Source organism: Syntrophales bacterium, from assembly GCA_026417625.1.
GTDB lineage: Bacteria > Desulfobacterota > Syntrophia > Syntrophales > UBA8958 > JAOACW01.
In genome coordinates this window covers 12,635-32,803 of sequence record JAOACW010000001.1, presented here as the reverse complement: position 1 = coordinate 32,803, position 20,169 = coordinate 12,635, and the positions used below count along the sequence as shown (strand labels likewise).

At 44.5% G+C, this 20,169-nt stretch carries 22 protein-coding genes; 17 read left to right on the top strand and 5 right to left on the bottom strand.

The features are described 5' to 3' along the window. The first annotated feature begins 4 nt into the window (after positions 1–4). The 15 genes from N2317_00190 (at position 5) to N2317_00120 (ending at position 12,967) form a co-directional block, all read left to right on the top strand. Positions 5–355, top strand: a complete 351-nt coding sequence (locus N2317_00190; GenBank protein MCX7815917.1) for a DUF503 domain-containing protein — start codon at positions 5–7, stop codon at positions 353–355. Between the two features lie 21 nt (positions 356–376). Then, the gene (gene rbfA / locus N2317_00185; protein MCX7815916.1) at positions 377–745 is read left to right on the top strand and encodes a 30S ribosome-binding factor RbfA; all 369 of its coding nucleotides are present in this window, start codon (positions 377–379) and stop codon (positions 743–745) included. Further along, positions 726–1,685, top strand: coding sequence for a bifunctional oligoribonuclease/PAP phosphatase NrnA (locus tag N2317_00180; GenBank protein ID MCX7815915.1), 960 nt, complete (start codon positions 726–728; stop codon positions 1,683–1,685). Before rbfA ends, N2317_00180 begins: the two co-directional genes overlap by 20 nt. Next, positions 1,685–2,596, top strand: coding sequence for a tRNA pseudouridine(55) synthase TruB (gene truB / locus N2317_00175; protein ID MCX7815914.1), 912 nt, complete (start codon positions 1,685–1,687; stop codon positions 2,594–2,596). The genes N2317_00180 and truB overlap by 1 nt, the downstream gene beginning before the upstream one ends. Positions 2,597–2,640: 44 nt before the next feature. Further along, the gene (gene rpsO / locus N2317_00170; GenBank protein MCX7815913.1) at positions 2,641–2,907 is read left to right on the top strand and encodes a 30S ribosomal protein S15; all 267 of its coding nucleotides are present in this window, start codon (positions 2,641–2,643) and stop codon (positions 2,905–2,907) included. A gap of 28 nt (positions 2,908–2,935) precedes the next feature. Next, on the top strand, positions 2,936–5,059 hold the full coding sequence (locus N2317_00165) for a polyribonucleotide nucleotidyltransferase (protein ID MCX7815912.1): 2,124 nt from the start codon (positions 2,936–2,938) through the stop codon (positions 5,057–5,059). Continuing rightward, positions 5,043–6,305, top strand: a complete 1,263-nt coding sequence (locus tag N2317_00160; protein ID MCX7815911.1) for an insulinase family protein — start codon at positions 5,043–5,045, stop codon at positions 6,303–6,305. Before N2317_00165 ends, N2317_00160 begins: the two co-directional genes overlap by 17 nt. 14 nt (positions 6,306–6,319) lie before the next feature. Next, a complete protein-coding gene (gene dut / locus N2317_00155; protein ID MCX7815910.1) occupies positions 6,320–6,778 on the top strand; it encodes a dUTP diphosphatase in 459 nt (152 codons plus the stop codon). Continuing rightward, positions 6,775–7,956 carry a homocysteine biosynthesis protein gene (locus N2317_00150; protein MCX7815909.1) on the top strand — a complete coding sequence of 394 codons (1,182 nt, stop codon included), beginning with the start codon at positions 6,775–6,777 and terminating at the stop codon, positions 7,954–7,956. Before dut ends, N2317_00150 begins: the two co-directional genes overlap by 4 nt. Before the next feature lie 69 nt (positions 7,957–8,025). Then, a complete protein-coding gene (locus tag N2317_00145; GenBank protein ID MCX7815908.1) occupies positions 8,026–8,292 on the top strand; it encodes a septum formation initiator family protein in 267 nt (88 codons plus the stop codon). A 13-nt stretch (positions 8,293–8,305) separates the two neighbouring features. Then, positions 8,306–9,502: a pilus assembly protein PilM gene (locus tag N2317_00140; protein ID MCX7815907.1), complete on the top strand. Its 1,197-nt coding sequence runs from the start codon at positions 8,306–8,308 to the stop codon at positions 9,500–9,502. Next, entirely contained in the window at positions 9,490–10,038 is a 549-nt protein-coding gene (locus N2317_00135) for a PilN domain-containing protein (GenBank protein ID MCX7815906.1), read from the top strand. The genes N2317_00140 and N2317_00135 overlap by 13 nt, the downstream gene beginning before the upstream one ends. A 5-nt stretch (positions 10,039–10,043) precedes the next feature. Then, positions 10,044–10,763 carry a type 4a pilus biogenesis protein PilO gene (locus N2317_00130; protein ID MCX7815905.1) on the top strand — a complete coding sequence of 240 codons (720 nt, stop codon included), beginning with the start codon at positions 10,044–10,046 and terminating at the stop codon, positions 10,761–10,763. A 57-nt stretch (positions 10,764–10,820) separates the two neighbouring features. Further along, on the top strand, positions 10,821–11,291 hold the full coding sequence (locus N2317_00125; protein ID MCX7815904.1) for a pilus assembly protein PilP: 471 nt from the start codon (positions 10,821–10,823) through the stop codon (positions 11,289–11,291). After that, complete coding sequence (locus N2317_00120; protein ID MCX7815903.1) at positions 11,288–12,967, top strand: hypothetical protein; 1,680 nt, start codon at positions 11,288–11,290, stop codon at positions 12,965–12,967. Before N2317_00125 ends, N2317_00120 begins: the two co-directional genes overlap by 4 nt. A gap of 9 nt (positions 12,968–12,976) precedes the next feature. Here the strand turns inward: N2317_00120 and N2317_00115 are convergent, their stop codons facing one another. From N2317_00115 to N2317_00095, 5 genes are read right to left on the bottom strand one after another with little or no spacing between them, the layout of a single operon-like run. Beyond that, complete coding sequence (locus tag N2317_00115; GenBank protein MCX7815902.1) at positions 12,977–16,246, bottom strand: PilC/PilY family type IV pilus protein; 3,270 nt, start codon at positions 16,244–16,246, stop codon at positions 12,977–12,979. Positions 16,247–16,248: 2 nt separating this feature from the next. Further along, positions 16,249–16,719 (bottom strand): hypothetical protein, encoded by a 471-nt coding sequence (locus N2317_00110; GenBank protein ID MCX7815901.1) that lies wholly within the window; start codon positions 16,717–16,719, stop codon positions 16,249–16,251. Continuing rightward, complete coding sequence (locus N2317_00105) at positions 16,703–17,389, bottom strand: prepilin-type N-terminal cleavage/methylation domain-containing protein (GenBank protein ID MCX7815900.1); 687 nt, start codon at positions 17,387–17,389, stop codon at positions 16,703–16,705. Before N2317_00105 ends, N2317_00110 begins: the two co-directional genes overlap by 17 nt. A 14-nt stretch (positions 17,390–17,403) precedes the next feature. Beyond that, on the bottom strand, positions 17,404–17,850 hold the full coding sequence (locus tag N2317_00100; protein MCX7815899.1) for a prepilin-type N-terminal cleavage/methylation domain-containing protein: 447 nt from the start codon (positions 17,848–17,850) through the stop codon (positions 17,404–17,406). Further along, the gene (locus N2317_00095; protein ID MCX7815898.1) at positions 17,828–18,292 is read right to left on the bottom strand and encodes a GspH/FimT family pseudopilin; all 465 of its coding nucleotides are present in this window, start codon (positions 18,290–18,292) and stop codon (positions 17,828–17,830) included. The genes N2317_00100 and N2317_00095 overlap by 23 nt, the downstream gene beginning before the upstream one ends. Positions 18,293–18,525: 233 nt before the next feature. Here N2317_00095 and N2317_00090 point away from each other — a divergent pair, with 233 nt between their 5' ends. Continuing rightward, complete coding sequence (locus tag N2317_00090) at positions 18,526–19,098, top strand: hypothetical protein (GenBank protein ID MCX7815897.1); 573 nt, start codon at positions 18,526–18,528, stop codon at positions 19,096–19,098. Then, complete coding sequence (locus N2317_00085) at positions 19,062–20,159, top strand: Xaa-Pro peptidase family protein (protein MCX7815896.1); 1,098 nt, start codon at positions 19,062–19,064, stop codon at positions 20,157–20,159. Before N2317_00090 ends, N2317_00085 begins: the two co-directional genes overlap by 37 nt. Positions 20,160–20,169: the final 10 nt, after the last annotated feature.

Here is a 20,169-nt window from a genome sequence, read left to right as displayed (position 1 = left end):
CCCAATGGTTGTGGGCACCGGGATTATAGTCCTGAGAATTACTCAGGCAAGGTCTCTTAAGGAGAAGAGAGCAATTTTAAAGAAAATACTTAAAAGAACGCAAAACGAATTCAATATTTCCATTGCCGAAATAGGCGATCAAGATATGTGGGGAAGGGCGCAGATTGGGTTTTCTCTTGTGGGAAATGATAGGCGGTTAGTTGATGCAAAGGCAGATCATGTACTCAGATTCATTGAATCGATGGATTTAGCGGAGATTTTATTTTCAGATTTGGAGATAATGAACATTTCCAAGAAAGTGGATTTACCTTCGGTGGAAGTGTTGGATAAATATGAGCCACCCTATGGTGATTAAAATTTGTAGGGGGTGTTGTTATTGGGTACTTTTAGAAGAGCAGAGCGTGTAGCGGATCGCATATGCGAAGAGCTATCGGAAATACTACAACGTGAAGTGGGAGATCCACGAGTAGCGATGGTCACCATTACCGGGGCCAAGGTGAGCAGTGATCTCCGTCATGCGAGGGTGTTCTATGTTGAACTAGGTCAGGATGTATGCCGCCCGGAAACTCAGGAAGCAATGAGAAGAGCCACAGGTTTTTTGAGGAGGCAGCTGGGAAAACGTTTGCAGTTAAGATATGTGCCTGAACTCATTTTTGAAGTAGACAAATCGTTTATCTGTGGGAGCCGGATTGAGTATCTCATAAGAGAGATCCACAAAAGTGGTCATGATTCAGAAGATAGCTGAGTGTATTCACCAAGGTACCAGATTTCTTATTACTTCCCATGTAAGACTTGATGGTGATGCTTTGGGTTCGGAGCTAGCCCTTTACCATTTTCTTAAACGAAAGGGCAAGCAGGTAGTTGTTTTCAATGAGGATCCCACCCCGGCTAATTATCGATTTCTTCCTGGCTCGGAAGTGATCGTAAATGAGATTGAAGGTGTGGATGGGTTTGATGTTTTGTTTGTCCTCGACTGTGGTGATCTCAGAAGAGTGGGTCGATTAGCGAAAAAAATAGGAAATGATATCACTATTGTAAACATCGATCACCATGTGTCCAACGGTGGTTTCTGTCAAATTTCATGGGTGGATCCTTCAGCGAGTTCAACAGGAGAGTTAATTTTGAAACTTATCATGGGGATGGGTGGTACTGTTACTGAAGAGATTGCCACAAATATTTATACAGCGATTCTGACAGATACAGGAGGATTTCGCTACGGAAATACCACAAGTGAAGTTTTTAAAGCGGTGAGTTTCTTAGTTGAAAAGGGAGCTAACCCTCAATTTATAGCACAGCGTGTTTATGAGAGTCATCCCTTGGAGAAACTACTTTTATTGGCTAAGGTGGTTCAGACACTTGAGTTTGCCCTGAATGGAAAAGTAGGAATGATGTTGGTGAGACAAAAGGATTTTGAAGAAACGGGAGCTTTACCTGAACTTACAGAGGGTTTTGTGGATCTCCCGAGAACTGTAGATAGTGTTGTAGTCTCGGTGCTCTTCACAGAGTTATCCGTAAATGAGTTTAAAGTAAGTTTGCGTTCGAAAGACATGTATGATGTTGAAAGTGTGGCCCGGATATTCGGTGGGGGAGGACATTTGAATGCTGCAGCGTGCAGGATAGTGGGATCCTATGAATATGTTCGAGGGGAACTCCTAAAACACCTAACAGGTATCATTACACAGTAATGAATGGTGTAGTTGTCGTTGACAAACCAGAGGGGAAAACGTCCCATGACACCGTTCAGCTTGTGAGGAGAATTCTCGGTGTGAAAAAGGCGGGTCATATGGGAACATTGGATCCTCTGGCGACGGGTGTTCTTGTGGTTGGTCTGAACGAGGGGACAAAATTGACTCCTTTTCTTATGGATCAGGAGAAGGTTTACAGAGCAACGGTCCTCCTTGGTGTAGAAACGGATAGCTGGGATATTGAAGGTAAAGTATTGGAGCGGAAAAACCCTCATGTTTCGGAGGAGGAAATTCTGGATGTTTTGATGCGTTTTGTGGGTAGGGTTCAGCAAAAACCACCAGCATTTTCTGCAGTTAAGTTCAGGGGAAAAGCTCTTTACAGATGGGCGAGGCGGGGTATCAGAGTGGAGGTGCCTCCTCGTTGGGTAACGATTAAAGAAATCAAACTAGATGAGGTAAATTTACCGTATGTAACAATAACAGTGACGTGCTCATCAGGAACATACCTTCGTACTTTAAGTTTTGACATAGGTCGTGCTCTGGGATGTGGAGGTTGTCTATACAACCTCAGAAGATTACGTAGCGGGAATTTTATAGATTCCATGGCTGTCCCCCCGGATGATCGGAATGCTTTAGTTGAGAATGTGGTGTCCCTTTCTGATGCTTTGTACCATTTAAGATCGGTGAAACTTGGCGAGGAAGATGTGTGGGTGGTGAGAAACGGTGTTGAACTGCCTTTTGACAAATTGTGCTATTGTGATATTTCTTTCATAAAAGCGGGAGATGTGTTAAAATTTATAAATTATAGTAACAAATTAGTGGCGGTTGTCCGGTACATTCTTCCTCAGGGTGAGAGGCAGCCACTCGGAGGGGGTTACTTTAAGATATTACGAGTGTTTCACGACAGTTGAACAATTTTTATTATCACATATTTTGAAAGAAACAGGAGGAAAAGGTGCTGAGTCAAGAGAAGAGAAAAGAGATTATCGCCAATTTTCAGCTTCACGAAAAAGACACAGGATCGCCTGAGGTACAAATAGCGTTGTTGAGTGCTAGGATTGATTATCTTACCGAACATTTCAAGGCACATAAGAAAGATCATCATTCACGGCGTGGGCTTTTGAAACTTGTTGGTCAGAGGAGGCGTCTTTTGGATTATTTAAGGAGGAAGGATATCGAACGGTACAGATCGTTGATTTCCCGTTTGGGATTAAGAAAATAGTATCGAAATTGGTGAGGTAAAGGTATCGATGAGTAACGTGTATACCTGTGATTTTGGCGGTAGGCCTATATCATTGAAGACCTCTTATGTTGCAGCTCAAGCTGACGGGGCTGTACTTGTTACCTATGGTGATACTGTTGTTTTGGTAACTGTAGTTTCGTCAAAAGTTGCTAAAGAAGGGGTCGACTTTTTGCCCCTTACTGTTGATTATCTGGAGATGACTTTTGCTGCGGGAAAAATTCCCGGAGGTTTCTTTAAGAGGGAAGGTCGACCCAATGAAAGAGAGATACTTACCTCACGTCTTATCGATCGTTCTATTCGCCCCCTTATACCAAAGGGGTATAATTTTGAAACACAGTTGATAGCTACTGTTCTTTCGGCTGATAATGAGAATGATCCCGCTGTGGCGGCAATGTTAGGAGCCTCTGCGGCACTGGAAATTTCTGATATACCTTTCAACGGACCTGTGGCAGGCGTAAGAGTTGTGCGCGTGGATGGGAGATTTGTATGCAATCCCTCCCTTGAGGAGCAAGATGCAAGTAGTATCAATCTTTTCCTTTCGGGTAAAAAAGTATCAAGAGAAGGGGAGGGGAGGAGTGATGTGAACTTGGTAATGGTGGAAGGTGAGGCAAAGGAAGCACAGGAGGACGATATAGTCAGGGCTATTGAGATAGGTTTGGAAAGCTTACGACCCATATTAGAATTGCAGGAGAGAATGAGGCAACAGGAGGGTAAACCTAAACGGACATTCCAGAAGATAGAGATTGAAGATTGGGTCATGGATGTGGTCCGTGGGGAAGCCCTTGCCAGAATAAAGGAGGCATATTCCTTTCCTAGGAAGCTTGAGAGACGTGCTGCTCTTGAGGAAGTACGCACATCTACTGTTCAAAAAATCGCGGGTGATGACCATAAGCTGCGGATGGCAGTTACTGCAGCTTTGGATGAACTGGAAAGGAATGTTCTCAGGAGTATGATCTTAAAAGAAAAAAGGAGGATAGATGGGAGAGGACCTAACGATTTGCGACCCTTAAGTGCTGAGGTAGGGCTTTTGCCAAGGGCTCATGGGTCGGCATTGTTCAGTCGGGGGGAGACTCAAGCGATGGTAACTTTAACACTTGGTACATCTACGGATGAACAACGGATAGATTTCATAACTGGGGAGGAGATGCGGACCTTCATACTTCATTACAATTTTCCACCCTACTGCGTTGGAGAGACACGTCCGCTTCGAGGACCAAGTAGAAGGGAAATAGGCCACGGAAATTTGGCTCGTAGGGCTCTTCTGCCCATTTTGCCGTCTCAAGAGGAGTTTCCTTACACTATTCGCATTGTGTCGGAGATTTTGTCTTCAAATGGTTCATCATCTATGGCTACTGTTTGTGGGGGAACTCTTTCCCTGATGGATGGAGGTGTACCCATTAAAGATATGGTGGCAGGAATTGCTATGGGACTTCTGAAAGAAGGGGATGAGGTGGTTATACTTTCTGATATTTTGGGTGATGAGGACCATGCCGGGGATATGGATTTTAAAGTATGTGGTACAAAGAAGGGTATCACCGCCATGCAGATGGACATTAAGATCGAGGGACTTACTTCCGAGATTTTGAAAATGTCTCTAGACAAGGCGAGGGATGGTCGAATGAGCATAATCGATCGTCTCCAGCAGATAATCAGCAAACCCAGACCTAATATTTCCGTGTATGCGCCGCGGATTACCACTATAAAGGTGAAACCTGAGAAGATCCGTGATGTAATAGGAGCAGGCGGTAAAAATATCCGGCAGATTATTAATGAGACGGGAGTGACTATTGATATTGAGGACGACGGTACAGTGAAGATTGCTTCCACGGATGCAGAAGCGGCAGCAAGGGCAGTAGCAATGGTTAGGTGGTTAACTGAAGAGGCGGAGGTTGGTAAGATTTACAAAGGTGTAGTAAAAAGAGTTGTTGATTTTGGGGCATTTGTAGAAATACTGCCAGGTACAGAAGGACTCGTTCACATATCCCAACTGTCCAAGCACAGGGTGAGTAAGGTGACGGATGTGCTTAAAGAGGGAGATGAGATCATGGTTAAAGTTGTGGATATCGACAAACAGGGGAAGATACGTTTGAGTCGAAAGGAAGCGCTTGGAGCTGATGGGAAGAATAAGTAGAACAGTTCTGGACAATGGCACTAAAGTTATTTCTGAGGAGATTAACCACGTAAGATCTGTCTCCTTTGGGATTTGGGTTACCTGTGGCTCGCGCCATGAAGATGAGTCGCAGCATGGTATTGCTCATTTTGTCGAGCATATGCTCTTTAAGGGAACGAAAAAAAGAACGGCATTAGACATCGCCTCAACTATTGATTCAGTGGGCGGTGTGATGAATGCCTTTACCAGTAAGGAATTCACAGCCCTTTACATAAAAGTTCCTGATTATCATTTGCATCTCGCTGTTGATCTTCTGGGTGATATTTTCAGAAATTCCCTTTTTGATGAGAAAGAGGTTGAGAAGGAAAAATCCGTGATTCTTCAAGAAATCAAGATGCTTGAAGACTCTCCAGACGACTATGTTCATGAACTTCTGGAGATGAACTTCTGGAATGGTCACAGTTTAGGCCGTCCAGTTTTAGGTACAAATAAAAGTGTGGAACAATTGAATCAAACGCTACTTAGAGTTTTTTTTGAAACCCGTTATGGGGGTAAAAATGTGGTTATTTCTGCAGCGGGAAAGGTGAATCACCATCAGCTTGTCGATATTGCTGGCCCTATTTTTGGAGATAAAGATTTTGTTGGAGAAACTGTTGAAAGTTCAAGACCTCATGCATCACCTCAAATAGCTGTCATTGAGAAGGATCTTGAGCAGGTTCATCTTATGGTGGGAACTCTGGCGCCGTCACTGGTGAGTGAGAAACGGTTCGCTGGATTTATACTGAATGCTGTCCTTGGTGGTGGCATGAGTTCCCGACTATTTCAAGAGATAAGGGAAAAAAGAGGGTTGGCATATGCTGTCCATTCCTATCTTGTACCTTACACGGATACTGGAATTCTAGGCATTTATGTGGGGTCAGGTAGGAAAGAGGTAGCGATGATTCTCGATTTAATTATGGAGGAACTTACAAAATTAACTGAAGAGTGCATTACGGAGAAGGAACTTGAGAGTGCCAAAGAGCTTGTAAAGGGAAATTTCATTCTGAGTATGGAGAGCACAGACAACCGGATGACACGTTTGGCAAAGAATGAGATATGTTTTGGCAGAGACATCCCTATGGAGGAAGTGCTCGAGCGGATAGACGCACTGAGCGGGGAGGATATTCGGGCTTTAGCAAGAGAGATAATGAATCCAAGCAATATAGGGGTTGCAGCTATAGGTCCTATTTCTGAAAAGGATATTGTTCTTCATATGTATAAGGTTTGATTTTGAGGTTATTTATGCAGGAATTTGTTAAGGTGCCCATCAGAAAACTGCCCGGATGTGAGGATTTGGATATTCCGCAGTACATGACCCCTCAGGCGGCGGGCATGGATATTCGTGCTGCCGTACAAGCTGATACAGTTATTCCTCCGGGGGAATGGAGAGAAATTCCGACGGGAATCGCAGTAGCCCTTCCTGATGGTTACGAAGCTCAAATAAGACCTCGTAGCGGTTTGGCTCTACGGTATGGTGTGGGTTTGGTGAATGCCCCTGGAACCGTGGATGCAGATTATCGGGGAGAAATAAAGGTTATCCTCATAAATTTTGGAAGAGAACCGTTTATCGTTCGTAGGGGGGATCGCGTAGCCCAGATGGTGGTTCAAAAGGTATGTCGCGTCTATTGGGAACTGGATGGGGATCATGAACCTTCCCATAGGGGGTCAGGAGGATTCGGATCAACGGGATATGGGAGATGAAAAAATACAAGGTAAAGAAGACATACGCTGAGATTAATGAAAAAATTCGTCAGGGAAAGGCCGTTGTGGTTACTGCCGAGGAGATGATCGATATTGTGGAGAGACATGGTGATGTGGAGGCAGCAAGAAGAGTGGATGTGGTGACGACGGGAACTTTCAGTCCAATGTGTTCTTCCGGTGCTTTTCTGAACTTTGGTCACACATCACCTAGGATTAAGGCTTCAAAGGTTTGGTTGAATGATGTACCTGCCTACGCAGGACTCGCCGCGGTTGATTGTTACATAGGAGCCACTGAAGTAGTTGAGGGGGATCCTCTAAATAGCGTTTACCCTGGTGAGTTTAACTACGGTGGTGGACATGTAATAGAAGATTTAGTTGCGGGTAACGTCATTCGGTTGCGTGCAGAAGGGTATGGAACGGACTGCTATCCCTCAAGAAAGCATGAACGTAATCTTACGTTGTTTGATTTTAGAGATGCTATTCTCTTCAATCCCCGTAATGCGTATCAGAATTACAGTTGTGCGGTGAATCTCTCCGACCGGACTATCTATACATACATGGGTATGCTAAGACCAAGGATGGGGAACGCAAATTACGCTACTTCGGGACAACTGAGCCCTCTGTTTAACGATCCTTATTACAGAACCATTGGTGTTGGAACGCGCATTTTTCTTGGTGGGGCTCAGGGTTTTGTTGTTTGGTCTGGAACACAGCATAACCCAAACGTGAAAAGAGGAAAAAATGGTGTGCCTCGTGAAGGAGCGGGGACAATTGCAGTTATCGGCAACCTTAAAGAGATGTCACCCCAGTGGCTCGTTGGGGCAAGCATCCTTGGCTACGGAGTATCGCTTTACGTAGGCATTGGGATTCCGATTCCTATTTTGGATGAGGAGATGGCCCGTTTTACCGCGGTTAAAGATGAGGATATCTATACCCAAGTGTATGATTACGGCATGGATTATCCTAAGGGTGGTCCTCTGAGGAGCATTGGGGAGGTAAATTACAAGGAGCTGCGTAGCGGTACAATTGTGCTTAATGGGAAAAAAGTACCCACTACACCTCTTTCAAGCTACTATAAGGCGAGAGAGATAACATGGATTCTGAAAGAGTGGATTGAAGAGGGTAAGTTCTTACTAAGTGAGCCTCAGATGACTTTGCCAGGGCCACAATTTCTCTAAAAAATGTTTAACCTACGTTTCAAATTGTGTTACTAAGAAACAAATTATGCCTGCCGTCAAGGGGGGGTTATGAAAATAGGCAGGTATGTGATTTTGATTATCATCGTTATCCTTCTTTTTATCGTTTTCGGTGAAAGGGGACTAATTGACAATTACGCGATGCACAAAAAACTCCAAGAGATTCAAACGACTAATGATACAATTAGAAAGGAAAATGTTGAACTTCAGAGATACGTTGAACTTTTAAGAGATGATCTCTCCACTATTGAGATGGTGGCGCGATATGAGCTGGGTTTTGTTAAGAAAGGAGAAGTTGTTTATCGATTTTTACGTTGAATGAGATATTTTTATGAAACTTTGGGATATATTACGAAGGAAGAAGGGTTCTTCCCCCAAAGAGCTTTCTGCTGCCGAGAAAGATAGATTGTCTCGCAAGCCCACGTCGGGTTTTATGCAAAAGGTAGGCTCTTTATTCGATTTTGGTGAGCTGATCTTCGGTAAACAGGAACCTGTTGGGCTTGATATCGGGTCCAGTTCCGTCAAATTGGCAGAGATTTCGGAGCGAAAATCGAGGATTGTTCTCCACCGGTATTATCAGATACCTATTGAACGGGGCATCATCGTTGATGGTGTTGTTGCCGATATTGAAAAGCTTGCCGAAAAAATAAAGGTACTTTTCAGAGATTCAGGTTGTAGAAGGAAAACAGTGTCTACAGCTATTCCTGGCCGTTCGGTGATTATTAAAAAAGTTTCCTTTCCTCATCTAACGGACGATGAACTACGAAAGATCATAAAGGAAGAGTCAATAAAATATCTGCCCTTTGAGTCTATGGAAGGGGTTTATTTCGATTTCCAGGTGTTGGGTGAAAACCCCTATAATTCCAACCTGTCGGATGTAATTATCGTGGCTGCAAAGGACGAGGTTGTGGACGCTTATTTGGAAGCAATCCGTATTGCGGGACTTACACCCGTCGTACTTGACGTGGATACTTTTGCTTTAGAGACAATGTATGAGAAAAATTACGATTACGATGAGGATGAGGTTGTCGCCATAGTGAATATAGGGGCAAGCTTTACGAATATAAATATTTTGAAGAACGCAACCTCCATGTTTACCAGGGATATAAGTTTAGGAGGTAATAGTATAACGGAAAGCATAGAACGTGAGTACGGTGTTACCTTCGAGGAAGCGGAACGTATCAAAATTGACGGTTTTAAGGATGATGAGTCAGTTAGGGAGAATCTTTTGTCGTATGCCGATCTAATTTGCTCTGAAATTGAGCGATCTCTAGATTATTTTCATTCCCTTCATGGTGGAGAGGATATCAGACGTGTCTTGCTCGCTGGTGGTGGCGCTATGATTCCCCGTCTACCGGAGTACCTGGAGGAAAGACTTCGAATCCAAACAGAATTGGTGAATCCTTTGCGCAAGCTGGTGTATAATGATAGGGTGATTACTCAGGAATATGTCCAGCGCAACGTGACTTGTGCGGCTGTAGCCATTGGGCTTGCATTTAGGAGACCAGGAGATAAATGGTCCGCATAAATTTACTTCCGTACAAAGAAATCAAGAAAAAAGAAGTTAAGGCTCCCACATTTATTCTTCACGGAGGGTTAGGTTTTCTATTTGTTCTATTTCTGTCTGGCTTTTATGTCTATTTTCATTGGGAAAACATGGCTCTCGATAAGGCTGTAAAGAATCAGGAGAAGCGCTTGGCAGAGCTAAACAAAATTGTGGGTGAAATCGATACTTTCAAAAAAGAAAAGCAGGTGCTTGAAAAGAAATTAGCAGTTATTGCTGAACTAGAAAAAAACCGTTTTTACCCTGTTCAGCTTTTCGCGGATGTAGCTTCACGCGTGCCAGTTAGGGACATGTGGTTGGAAAAGATGGAGCAAAAAGGTAATCAGTTAAATATCAGTGGAGTGGCCCGAGATACTTTCACACTAGTTCGTTTTATAAGGGGGCTTGAATCATCGGCTTTGATCTCTTCGGTGGAACTTTTGTTTTCCAAACAAAGGGAAGTTTCGGGTATGAAATTGCAGGAGTTCTCCCTTACTTGTTTATTGCGTAAAGGGGTTTAAAGTTTATGGGTTTTGCTGATGAGTTTAAGAAGTTAAATCCCAGGGTCAAAATACTTTTTTTTGTGGTTTTCATTTTGCTGGTTGCTGTTGTTTACTGGTTGTTTTTGCTAAAACCTGTGGTTGAGAAAAGGGCAGAGTTAAAAACCAAACTTGGAGAATTGGATAAGGTTATAAAAGAAAAGGAAAGGATTGCTCAGCAGAGGGATAAGTACCTCAAAGAGGTGGAAGCGTTGAAGGCAGCCTTTCGCGAGGCTCTGGTGAAGTTACCTGACGAAAAAGAGATTCCCGGACTTCTTCTCTCTGTATCTATGGCAGGCCGAGAAACTGGTCTGGAGTTTGTAGTTTTTGAACCGCAAAGGCCAGCACCGCCCCCACCTGATAAAGGGACAGAAGTAAGGAGTGCTCTAAAACCTTCTGATCAAAGGGCACAGGAGAAACAGCAAGATGAGAAAAAATCAGCACCGCCGAAGGCTCAGGATCAGAAGCAAAAACCTCAGGAACGATTCTACGAGGAGATACCTGTTAAGGTATCGGTAAACGGAACTTTCCCCAATACGGTTTCGTTTTTTGGTAGAGTTGCTAGCCTTCCCCGAATTATGAATGTGGAGGACGTTATTGTGGAAGGAGTAAAAGGGGGTGGGCAAACGAAGACTGTTAATACATCCTGTACCATTAAAACATACATGTTTATGGAAAAAAAAGGGACAGAAGGAAAAGTAAGGTAAGTGCGAAGAAATATAATTTTTGTCCTTGTTTTTTTTATTACATGCCTTTCAGGAAGAGTGAGTCCTCTTTACGCGGCTGGGGAGAGACAGTCGCCAGTGGATGTCCCTGGAAAGGGGGGAAGTACAGTTACTCAGGTTTCGCGATCTCCTCTGGTTTTTAACTACGATCCTCGGGGAAAGCCTGATCCTTTCAGGCCCTTTGTAGATGAGGAATTAGCTCTAAGGAAGAGGCAGGAACTTAGGTTAAAGTCGAAACCAGTATCCCCGCTTTTGAGGTATCCCCTTAACCATTATCGGCTCGTGGGAGTTGCAGTGGATGATGTGAAGAGAGTGGCTGTGGTGCAAGATAATGAAGGTAAATTTTATCCACTTTCTATAGGAATGCTGATAGGTTCAAACAGGGGACGGGTGGTTGATATAAGAGAGGACCGAGTGGTGGTGGAAGAGTCCACGGGTATTAGGAAAAGGGGAAAACCAACATTCAAACGTGTGACCATTAAGTTAAAGAAGGAAGAGGTGGAACCGTGAAGATTAAGTTGCGCCGTCATTTTATATATTCATTTGTGGTGGTGGTTTTTCTTTTGGGAGGAACCAACGCGGTACTTGAGCAGACTGCTTCCTTATCCTCAGCGGCCATTGCTGAGCCTGGTGTGCTGGAGAATGTTTCTCTCTCTCTAATGGATGGCCGGGAAAGAGTTGTCGTTCAGGCAACCCGTTTGAGTGGGGTTCAGGTCGAACAGAAGGCTAAGGGTGAGGTTGTTGTCAAGTTGGACAACGTTCTTATACCTGATGGGAAAAAGAAAACGTGGGGCGAGGGGATACTTGACAATGTGGTTAAGGTTGTTTCCGTCCAGGAAGAGGGGGTTAAGGATTCACCCCGCGCACTGATTTACATACTGGTGAAAGCACCTGTGCCTTTTAGCGTATTGCAGAGAGAAAAAGAACTAATGATAGATTTCAATGTGGGAAGCCTTAAAAACAAGAAAAGTGATGAGATAGCGAAGACTCAACCTTCACTACCCAAGGTCGAAGGAAAGAGAGACCAGGAGATTAAGAAGGGGATCAAAGAACGAAGGTTGAGTGTTGATTTGCAGGATGCTGACATTCGGGCAGCTTTAAGGTTAATTGCAGAGCACAGCGGACAGAATATTGTTGTTAGTCCAGAGGTAAAAGGAAACGTTACCCTTTCTATGAAAAATGTATCATGGGAGCAGGTGTTAGATACGATTATTGAGACGAACGGTTTGGTCAGAAAGGATCTGCCCGGCATAATAACGGTAATGACTCTTGCCAGGCATCGGCAGATCGAATCGGAAAAGCAGGCAGCTGAAGAAAGCAGGAGAAAGGCAGAAGAAGCGTTAAACGAAAAGAGGAAAAAGGAGGAAGCTGAAAAAGGTGTGGCCAAGCAACTCATGATAGAAGCCAAAATCCTGGAGGTGAGTGATACCTTTGTCCGAGATCTGGGTGTTTACTGGGGCGGTGGGATCTCATCAGGTGATGTTAGGGTTATTGGTGGAACGGGGATCCCCTTGGTTTCGACGGCGCCCGCTCCTTTAAATAAGCTAACGGGTGCACTATCCCTTAGTAGTGAGTATTTAGCGGTTAATTTTCCCACGGTCACGGCGGCAATTTCGCCCACGTTAGGTATTATTGTAGGTGGGCACAACAAAATCCTCAGTGCCAGAATTTCAGCCCTTGAAACAACGGGTGAGGGTAAGGTTATTTCCTCGCCAAGGGTTCTCACTACCAACGGTGAGAAGGCGGTTATAGAACAAGGCGAGGAAGTTCCTGTTGTAACGCCCGGTACAAGCACAAATCCTCCTACGACATCGTACCGCCCAGCTGTTCTGCGGTTGGAAGTGTTGCCGACAATTATACCAGGTGACAGGATTCTCTTGACTATCCAGGCCAAAAATGACCGACCAAATAAGGCTGAGAAAGATCCTAGTACGGGTAACATGCCCATTTATACAAACAAAGTGGATTCTAAGGTTGCTGTTAAGGATGGGGATACCGTGGTGATCGGTGGGATTATGAAAACTGAAGATTCAAAAGGTGTCCATGGAGTTCCCTGGTTACATAGGATACCAGTTCTTGGCTGGCTTTTTAAGGATGAAAGTGTGACCAAGACCCGTAGAGAGATGCTCATCTTTGTTACTCCCCGGATAGTTAAAGATGAACTCCAGATTGGGCAAAAGGGTTAGTGATCCTTTTTATTCAATGCGTTTATCTTTCCAATATAAGAGGTTGGTTCTGCAAGACACCCCAGGCGGTGTGATGTTTACACGCTTTGTGCTTGCAGAAACTCCTCCGCCACCACTAGTCGTCACGTAGAGATCAGGAGTTCCCCCACTTCCAGGGGGCAGTGAGAGGATAGGAGCAGAAGCTATCCCCGTGCCTACCCACATGCGTCTTTCGCCCCCGGATAGAGCACCTCCTCCTGTGGTGTATTTCAGAGCGTAGAGATAAGCATCACCACCCTGTTCACAGGGATTTCCCCCGCCCGCAGGGACATAAGTGGTGAAATAAACAACACCACCGAAAACAGTGGGATCAGCAAGCATCTTTTCCCCGTTACCTGCTAGGTTTAGGGCGAATCCCACCTTACCTGAAGATGGATTATAGGTTTGAGTCGGAGATGTTAAGTTCTGAAGGTCGCTAAAAGTAAATGTGGAAATAAGATCGTCCTTAACACCGAAGAATCTCTCTTGGGCATTAGCGGCTGTGGGGTCAGTTTTGTCACCTGTACCCCAGTAGACCCAGATATTGCCTACGCTATCCCTCGCAACGGCGGCACTTGTAAATATGGGCCTTATTTGTCCCGAAGCAGAAGCAAAGAATTTGCCCCCTGTCCAGATTTTTGTCGCTCCAGAACCAGGCAGACCACAATCCGGAAGATCTATCCGACGACAGAGTTTGAAACGCCACATGTTTCCTCCCAAATCACCCACGTATACCGTATCTATGAAACCATCGTTGTCTGTGTCCACAATAGCAGGCGTGGCGGCAATGCTGTAATTCATGGAGCTGTTGTTTTCTCTGGTATAACTCCATAAGATTTGCCCATTCCTCAGGTCAATGACGAAAAATCCCTTCCCTCTTGGGTCACATCCTCTTCCACCTGCACAGTCGCCTGCATTGTATCCCGCGCCAATAAAGCCCACCCACTTCTCGATCACCGAACCCCCTTCATTGAGGGCAACTCGACCAATCATCATTTTGCTCCAGGAATCACCGAGGTATGGCGCCTGAGATGCTCTGGTTGTTGAATCTGCGAATTTTATATGCCACATGTATTGGGGGGCGAGAGAATTGCTCACATCAAGTGCATGGTATCCACAGTAATGGGGATATGATTCGGAATATGTACCACTTATTCCTGAGTCACAATGGGGAGATGAACTCCAAGAGTAACTGGTTGATCCTCTTCCTAGTCCGAATATCAAGATGGTTTTCCAGGAACTGGGATCTTTTGTTTCACCCGTTCCACTTCCCAACCAGACATCTGCGACGGTCACTGGTCCATCAACAAAGTACTGATGAGTTTTTGAAGTAGGATGGTTCGTGTGCGTCATGTTTTTGAGTTTGGTAAGGAGATTGGGAGGAATAAAACTCCAAACTTCTGTCATATCAGAGGTTCTAAAGGCGTGTAACTGACCGTCGTTAGCACCAGCAACAATTACCCGTTTTCCGTTTGCGGAGGATCGGCAACGAGTGCAACGGTGATAACCGAAGGCGTTCACCGTCCTTGCTGTACTGGTGGAACAGTCACCTCCTTCCTGACAAGTCACAGAATGAGAGCTTTTATCCCTTATATCTTCGTAGTAAATAGAAGGTGTCCCGATGGTAATGGGTGACGATCGGAAGACATCACCTAACTTCCACGTATTTATACTGCTTCCCGATTTTTCTGGATTGTATGTTGGATGGCCTCTGATGTAACCAATTATGTTGTTTTTTTCTGTTTCGTCCGTGACACCGAGGTCATTAGTAGTAATGTTGTTCACGCATGTTGCCATCATGAGGGTATTATCGTAGTCGTCGCAATACGGTGATTGTGTGCAATCACTAACAATCGGGATACAACGTGTGAAATGGATGAGATTTCCTCCTTTGAAAGTGAAGATGTTTCTCTTGCGGGACTCTCTAATTTGTAAAACTTCTCCTCCGTCGTACATGTAAGAGCTCGCCACTGAACCATCACTTAAGATCTGGTATTTTCTTAGGTGACCTTTCCAGAAAGGATCGCTGTCATCAGGTTCAAAGGATCCTTCGTACAGGTAGTTTTCGTCAGCTGTGCGAGAGGACTGAACGGATGCCTGTGAAAAGGCGTAGTTAGCTTGCCGTATCATGGTCATAGCTGTTTTTAAAGCCTCAGCAAGTTGATTGGCATCGGCGGCAAGAAAGGCGTAGCCTGAGAGTGCAGCGTAACCTGGATCGTTGGAGGCAGCCCGGAAATTGGATTTGGAAAATCCTTCTGGGCGACTTGAATCGTAACAAGTTGCTGCCATTGGGGATGGATCACTGGAGCACGTTTCCGGTGTTACAGGAGTGATGGCCGATGTATTGCCCGAATTAGCTTGATTGGGATTATCAGTTCCGCCGTAATAGGCCATCCAGTTCAATGTGTTTTCCAAATAGTCGGGCATATCAGCCCCGAAGCCTATGACAAACACCTTATACCCCTCATCAGCGAGTTCCTTTGCTCTGGCTACAACCTCTCTGCGACGCTTGTACATGTGATCCTGACATTCATCGCCTGAGCCTGAACAGGCATAGGTATCAGCGCCATCTGTAATAAGAATGACAAATTTTTTTCTGCAATTCCTGGCAGAGTCGCCAGCTTTATGAGCGTTGAGGTAGATCTTTGCCTTTCTTAGGGCAGATGCAAGGGGTGTACCCCCACTTGCGGATTCGCCGTTTACACAATTACTGGCACTGCTGCCACTCGTTATACTGCAGCTAGAGTTGCTACTACAGTATATCAGGCTGTACTTTGTTCCTATGGCTCGGATCAGGGTTATACAACCACTTGTATAACTACTGCTCGTGTCATCACTCGAGCAGTTGTAAAATCTCATGTAACCCACCCTCACGTTTAAGCTTGTCTCATCCGCGCTGTTTATGGTTCCATCGTTGTTGTCATCGAGGAGACTGAAAATAGCCCTTTTAGCTATGGCTAGTCGGCTGCAATTGGTGTTGCAGTTTGTTTTGGGAGATCCGCAGAATCCACCTGAACAGCCTGATCCTGTGCAGTTAACCGTATCAGCAGAACAACTCGAAGACCCATATATCTGGTTTCCCCCTTTTGGGTTCCAGTTCATGCTACCCGATAGGTCCAATACGATAAGAGCGTCGGGAGCGATGGATGTAGTGAAAAGTGCCTCCTCACCTTCAGGTGGTTGAGTAGCATCGGCTGTGTGTGAACTCAGCAAGAACAGAAGTAAAACACCAAGCAGAAATGTTTTTTTATAAAGTTTCATCATCATCTCGACATAGTGGTTATTTCTATAGGACCGTAACCTATTCCCACAGAAATCTCAACCTTTGTCTCATACCGGGTATTTTCTCCAATAACACTTGAAGCGTACCGCCTCTGTCCCCATGATTGGCCACCTCCAATTGAATATCCAGCAAGGGGAAGAAACATTGGGCCAGATGAAGGGGTTCCAGGTGTAGTTACGGTAAACACTGATCCTGGATCGGTGCTTGAATCCACGGGTCTTTTCTGGACGGCTACTGTTTCGGGAGAGCCCGGTTCAAAATTCTGAATGAGAAAATGTATGCCCGCCTCAGCGGCACTCATGGCCTTTTTTTCACCTACCGTTTGTGCGCTCGTTCTTAGATCACTGGTAGATATGTAAAAAACGAGCATAACCAATGCAATGATTATGACAGTGGCAATAATCGCCATTAGAAGAGCTACTCCTTTTTCTTTTTCAATAACTAATCGCATGGTTCCTCACGAGAACACTTGTAGAATAGATTAACTGTTTTCTTCGGTTTGTTGTAGGGTCTATTTCTTCTGTTTCTACGGCCAATGTTATGTGTATTCTTCTTATGTTCGGTATCATAGATTGATCACTCTCTGAGGGAAAAATTTCTATTCCGTTTCCGTCAAAGTAGCGAAATACGGGGATACCCAATCTTCTGTTTATGACCCGGACCGTCCGGGGACGACCACTGGATGGATTATCACCTAGAAAAGGTTGAGGCGAACCACAGTTGGTTGATCGGGTTATGTATTCATTTTGAATTAAATATTCATACCTTATAACTTCGTTGGAGTCGCCAATGCTGCCATTTTCGTTGGCGTCCATTTCTACGGCTATTGTGTTGGCTGTTGCTTCCTGTATACCTCTGTACCTCTGGTTGGAAGAGATGGCACAGGTGGTGGGGCTCAACCAAATATCTGTTGTGAAAGTGGGATTGAAAGAGGCCATGCTTATCTCAATTGCCATTACGTTTAATGGTGGTTTTACATCCATTTGAGCTGTTACTTTTCTTTCGATTCCTGTGGTGTGTTTTTGAATCACGTTAATCGAAAGATATAAAGCTGCAATTAATGTGATACCAACCGTAATTGTTATTAGCATTTCAACTAGGGTGACCCCTCGCTGGTCCATTACATTACAACCTTTCAAGAACTTGTACATCCATCGGGATATCTAAATGTTTCCTGCCGGTTTACAATCAGGCTTTCCTGAATACCTCTGTTGTTGCCCGACCATGTGATCCGCACGGTTACAAGCCATGTGTTTGTAGCAACGTTTTTCACTGTGGTTGTTACCTGGAAAGCAGCATCTCCTGGCTGCGGTGTACTCTGACCACTCGCATATACGGTTTCTGGTCCTCGTGTTTCTTCAGAAACACTTTTGCATGGATTCATGATGCGCGCTTCTTCTTCCTGAAGTTTTTGATAAAGTATACCCGATGCCCGACCCAAATAGTCTGACCGTGAGGAGGTTACCCATGCTGTAGGAGCAAGCGAAAAAACGGCAAGTACTGCTATGGTGGTTAAGAATATAGCTATGATAACCTCCACGAGACTGAATCCTCTTTCTTTACTGCATGGAGAAGGTAACATATGTTCTTCCCGTTATGTTAATTGTTATTGTGGCTTCTGAACCGCGGTTGTTGACTATTTTCAGAGAGCCAGGATTGCAAGTTCCCCTGGTATAAAAATAAAGGGTATTCTCAGGGAAGTTTACTCTCTGTAATGTAATTCCCGAACCTCTCCCATGTATGGAGAGAGTTTTTGTAACGATGTTTGTATAGGAACCATCTTGGTTTGCCTTTTCTACTGTGTAGTAGTTGTTCTCTACACTAAATTTAATCCTATAAGTTAGTCTTTCTGAGACAGCTTTGGTACGTGTATTTGCTATATCAGCTGTAATGTCTCTAGCGGCCGTTTTCAGATTAGCGTTATGAACGTATCTTTGCCAAGAATATGCGGCAATGCTTCCCATAATGCCCATTATGGCAATCACTATTATGAGCTCTACAAGGGAGAAAGCTCTTTTGGTCAACATTGAGCACCTAAATTATATTCATTGTAAATTATTATGAGTTGCAAAAGCAAGGGACAAAATCCTTATATCTTGACATAGATATACCGCTGTGTTAGCGTCCACGTTACCGTAATTTACAGTTTCTTCAGGTTTTCAGTATGGTAAATCAAAAAATAGAAAAAAGGGGGTGTTCTTTTTTCGAGCACTTGGAGGATTTGATTGCTTCCCGTATGTTTGAAGAGGTCCTTAAAATGACTGAGGAGCGTCTGAAGGATTTTCCTGAAGACGTAGGAACATTGATCTTTAAATGCAGGGCACTTATGGCCCTGGATAGATGGGATGAAGCGGAGGAGACCTATGGTTTTGTTAAGGAGCACTTTGCGAGTTTTGCGAGGTTTTACCTTGATCGTGGTCACTGGATGTTGAAGATGGGGAGGAGAGAAGAGGCTTTGGAATGTTTACAAAGAGGTCTTGCCCTTTTGCCTTCACGGTACTTTTCTGAGGAGTGGTTGAATCTATCCAAGGATATATGGGAGGAGCGTGGTCATAGGGAATTGGAAGTTGGGGTTGACAGTTTACCGGGGGATGACTTTTATACAATAACGATGGCGGAGCTTTACCTTTCACAGGGTATGGTAAATCTTGCGAGGGAGATACTGAGAGTTATTGCCAAAAGGGAACCTGAGAATGAGCGTGCCCTTAGTCTTTTACATAAGGTAGAAGGCAATGAAAATACTCGGGGGATAGGGGAAGATAAACGTTTGTTTGTTATCAGTGAATTAGAACGGTGGCTGAACAACTTAGAGAGGCTTCGGAAGAGTTGAGATACGACGAACGCAGAAAAAGACTTAAAGATAGGTTTGAAAAGTGGCGTGTAGAGGGTGTTGTCTTCTTCGATATGAAGAATATACGTTATTTAACGGGGTTTTCGGGTAGTGATGGTGCTTTTTTTCTTGGTGTCAAAAGGGAGGTTCTTCTGGTAGATGGAAGGTACACGAGTCAGGCGAAAGGACAGGTAACTTCAGTAGAGGTTGTAGAATACCGAGACAAGATGGACGGGATTTCTGGTCTAATTAAGGAGGAGCGGATTGAATCACTCGGGTTTGAGTCGACAGCACTGAGTTGTTATAATTATGGGCTGCTGAAGGCACGTCTTTCTGAAGTTCGCCTTGAACCTCTGGGAAAAGAGCTCTTAAGAATCAGGGCACTAAAAGATGAAGAGGAGATTGTTCTTATTGAAAAGGCGGCTGAGATTGCCTCTTGTGCTTTTGAAAGGGTGAGGGACCTCATGCGTCCAGGTGTGGAGGAACGGACTTTTTCTATAGAATTGGAATATCAGATGAAGTTACTTGGAGCTGAGGATTTGGCTTTCCCTGTAATTGTTGCCTCGGGGCCCAGTGCATCACGTCCTCATGCTCGCCCTGGTGAGCGGTGCTTTTCTCGAGGTGATACAGTTGTTGTAGATTTTGGTGCAGTGTTTGGAGGTTATAATTGCGACGAAACGCGTACATTTCTTATTGATGGGTACAGTGGAGAATCTCTACGGGTATGGAGTTGTGTTTATGAAGCTCAACTGAAAGGGATCGAGGCTGTTAAACCCGGTGTACCATTCAAAGAAATTGACAAGATTGTTCGAAGTGTGATTGAGCAGTATGGCTATGGAGAATTCTTTACCCATGGAACGGGTCATGGTGTGGGGCTGGATGTTCACGAGTTTCCCAGAATTGCCGCCGATGCGGAAGGAGAGCTTGAAGAAGGCATGGTATTGACCATCGAGCCAGGTGTTTATATTCCAGAAAAGATGGGTGTGCGTATAGAGGATACTGTGCTGGTTGAAAAAGGTGGTGCAAAGGTGCTGACTAAAACTTCAAAGAAAATAGGATAAATATAAAAGG